Below are 3,397 nucleotides of genomic sequence, written 5' to 3'. Positions count from 1 at the left end.
TTGTTGGTTCCAACCTGAACGCTACCGCTGATCCAATCGTCAGCGCCACTCGACGCAAGGGCCGCACCAATGCCGGTCAGCGCCTCGTCAATCCCCGCGTTGAAGGCACTCTGAACACGGAATTCACTGCCGACGACGCGGCGACTGACTTCCTGCTGGAGAGCGCCTTTTCCGGCGAGTTCGATCAGGACGGCTTGCTCAAGGCAGGCACGAAAGAGACTGACCTGACCGTCGAGCGCAAGTGGATCGACGGCACCACCAATATGTTCACCCGCTATTTTGGCTGTCAGGTTTCGGAACTGGCCCTGACCGCTGAGTTCGGAGGCATCGTGACTGCCGACTTCACGGTTCTTGGTCGTGGCCGCGCTACCCCATCGAACAACGCCATTGCCGGTGCGACCTATGCGGATGCCAGCACTGCGCCGAAGTTCGCTGGTCCTGACGTGAAGAACATCGCCATCGGCGGTCTCGGCGAGGTCGATTATTCGACCCTGAACCTGACCGTAACCCAAGATCGTGCGACACAGGGCAAGCTGGGTTCGGCATTTGCGCGCGGCATCGGCACTGCCGGTAAGACCATCGAACTGGTCGCCCTGCTCTATCGCAAGGACTTCGGGCCTGAAAACCTGATCCAGAACGGCATTGAAAACCCAGCCGTCAGCATCTCGTTCGACGTGGAATTCAACGGCGCTGGCTACAGGTTCATCATTCCAGCCGCACAGCCTAGCTTCCCTGAGGATAGCGAAGATGGCGCGAACCAGATGGTCAGCGTGACCTTCTCGCCGCTGGGCGATGCCGTGTCGGGCACCGACATCATGATCCAGAAGCTGCCTGTCGCCTAATAGGCCAGAACAGCTTCTGCGGGGCGGTGGTTATCAGGTTCCACCGCCCCAACCCATGACTGAGCCTCAGGATAAATACTGGGCAGCAGAACGCTGCATGGTAAAAAACCTGAGGTGTTACATGGAATTTGATTTTGACCTCCCCAGCGTGGCTGACGATGAAGTCCGCGAGATTGAAGTGATCAAGGACGGCAAGTGCTATGGCGTTTTCCACGTCAAGCATCAGTTCGTAAACTCGCCCAAGTGGCTGCTGGAATGGAAGCGCGCCACTGCAAAGCTGAGCAAGCGCGAGAGGGATCGCATCGACAATCCCCAGACAGAAGATGACGTGATGCTGCGCCGTGGTGTCGTTATCCGCATGTTCGTGGAGAACTATGTCACTAAGAGTGCTGGCATCCCTGTGAAGGGTGACGGCGCTTGGAAGCATACCGCATCCAACCTCGTCGCATATCTCTCCGACAAGCGCGCCTACTGGATTTTTCAGGAGTTGGACGAGTTCAGTTCCGAAGAAAGCAACTTCCAAACAGAAGCCCTTGAGGACGATAAAAAAAACTAACTGAGTATCTTCGCTGGCAGCTTTCTCCTGACTTCGCCCGCATGGAGCGACTGGAGAAAGAGGCCAGCGCCGCCATCAAGGCAGGCCGTTTCGAGCATTCTTCCGTTATCGAATTGGCCGAAGCGCAGGCCCATCAGCCTACCCTCCCCCAGCATTGCGAATTCTTCTGGAACGCCTTCCTCGCCATCGGGTCGATGCGCGATGTCGGCTTTGCTGCCAGTAAGCTGCGCTGGGACGACACCATGAAATATGCTGACAGGTATCGGCTCACTTTGCACGAAGCTGAAATGCTCTGGGCAATCATTCGGGCAATGGACGCTGTAGTCCTGTCAGAAGTCAAGGACGACAAGCCCAAGGCCAGTTAGCACCCCCGATAAATAAGCAGACCCCAATAGCGCGGAGCCTGCTTATTCGATGTCTGACACAACCATCCGCATCACTATCGACGCAACTGGCGCTCAACGTGGTGGCTCACAGGCTGAGCGGGCACTTGATCGAGTAGGAAACTCCAGCCGTCGCCTTAATGGTGCGCTTGGTTCGACGACCATCGGCATCACGACATTCAGTCGTAGCCTAGCCGGTATCAAGGGCGCTGGCGCTGCCGCGATCCTCGCAGGCATCACCGCCAAATTCATCGAAATGGCCGACGCTTCCGCGAACATGGAAGCGAAGCTGCGCCTCGCGACCCGTGGCTTTGCCGATTATGGTCAGGCGCAGGAAGACGTTCGCAGGATCGCCGCTTCCACTCGTAGTGAGCTTACCTCGACCGCTACGCTTTACGGCAAGCTGATGACCAGCGGTAAGGGTCTGGACGCTTCCCAGCAGCAGATTGCCCGCGCGACCGAAACCGTCACCAAGTCCCTCAAGATCAGCGGTGCAACCGCGGGCGAAACGGCATCGACCGTCCTCCAGCTTGGTCAGGCATTGTCGTCGGGCAAACTGAACGGCGACGAGTTCCGCTCCCTTGCGGAGAACAGCCCTCGCCTGATGAAGCTGCTCGCAGACAGCATGAATGTCCCAGTCGGCGCACTGAAAAAGATGGCCAGCGAAGGCGAACTGACCGCCGACAAGCTGTTCCGTGCATTCACCGACACGCGCTTTACCGCTGCGCTGGACGAAGAGTTCAAGCAGATGCCGAAGACATTCGGCGATGCGTTCACGGCCCTGACCAACCTCGCGACCGTCACCTTTGGTGCGTTCGATCAGGGCGGTGGTTTCAGTCAGGCGCTCTACAATTTCGCCGATCAGGGCAATGACAATATGCGCTCCATCTCGGATGCCGCTGCCGATGCCGGTGCGGAAATCCGTGATAGCTTCGAGGGCCTGGTCGGCGCGTTCAAGCCTCTTGAGAATGAGGGTATCAACGCCGCCGATCTAATCTCTGCGCGCTGGCAGGGTCTTCGCAATGAGATTGCAGGCGTCCTCGGCGTGATCGATGACGTTCGTAACTTCGGACGCGGCTACAGTCTCCTTGGCGGCAAGGACAGCGGTGCGGTGATTGAACTCGATGCGCTGCCCACGAACAAAACCGCCCCCAGCGATTATCGCGGTCGTTTCCTCCGCAGTGCTGCCCAATCCCATCGTGATCGAGCCCGCGCCAAGTTGGAACGTGCCTATCGTGAGCGCACGGGCGACAATGTGCCCAAGGACTGGAACGACCAGAAGCTCTTGAACGAATCTCGCAAGCTGGGTCCGCCCCCGCCGAAGAAGACAGGTGGCAGCGGTAACTTGCGACCAGCCGCAGGCACTCCGACCGAAAAGAACGGCGCAGGTAGAAAGACGGATGCAGAGCGCGAGGCCGAACGCGCGGCGAAGGCCGCTGCGCGTCAGCAGAAGGCCGCTGAGGAATTCTGGGCGGTCATGGAGGAGAACCGCACGATCGCGGCGCTCATGCCCGTAGAGGCTGAGAAATATACCGCGCAGATGGACCTACAACGTCTCGGCGGCAAGGAACTAACCACGACCGAAAAGGAACGACTGTCCACGCTGATGGACGAAA

At 58.5% G+C, this 3,397-nt stretch carries 4 protein-coding genes; all 4 read left to right on the top strand.

Features of this window, described 5'->3' with window-relative positions; genetic code table 11:
• On the top strand, positions 1–842 hold an 842-nt coding region (locus B2V90_RS11080), incomplete at its 5' end, for a phage tail tube protein (RefSeq protein ID WP_293921282.1).
• A gap of 121 nt (positions 843–963) precedes the next feature.
• Entirely contained in the window at positions 964–1,398 is a 435-nt protein-coding gene (locus tag B2V90_RS11075) for a hypothetical protein (RefSeq protein WP_293921280.1), read from the top strand.
• A 41-nt stretch (positions 1,399–1,439) separates the two neighbouring features.
• Positions 1,440–1,763: a phage tail assembly chaperone gene (locus B2V90_RS11070; RefSeq protein WP_228222955.1), complete on the top strand. Its 324-nt coding sequence runs from the start codon at positions 1,440–1,442 to the stop codon at positions 1,761–1,763.
• A gap of 49 nt (positions 1,764–1,812) precedes the next feature.
• Positions 1,813–3,397 (top strand): tape measure protein (locus B2V90_RS11065; protein ID WP_293921278.1); only part of this gene is annotated, 1,585 nt, incomplete at its 3' end.

Source organism: Sphingobium sp. UBA5915 (genome assembly GCF_002431195.1).
Classification (GTDB): domain Bacteria; phylum Pseudomonadota; class Alphaproteobacteria; order Sphingomonadales; family Sphingomonadaceae; genus Sphingobium; species Sphingobium soli.
Note: the sequence above shows the minus strand (reverse complement) of the source record. Positions and strands in the feature narration are given on the sequence as shown.

Excerpts from the sequence above, each read along its gene's own strand:
- B2V90_RS11075 (WP_293921280.1), top strand. The coding sequence starts at position 964 with ATGGAATTTGATTTTGACCTCCCCAGCGTGGCTGACGATGAAGTCCGC.
- B2V90_RS11070 (WP_228222955.1), top strand. The coding sequence starts at position 1,440 with ATGGAGCGACTGGAGAAAGAGGCCAGCGCCGCCATCAAGGCAGGCCGT.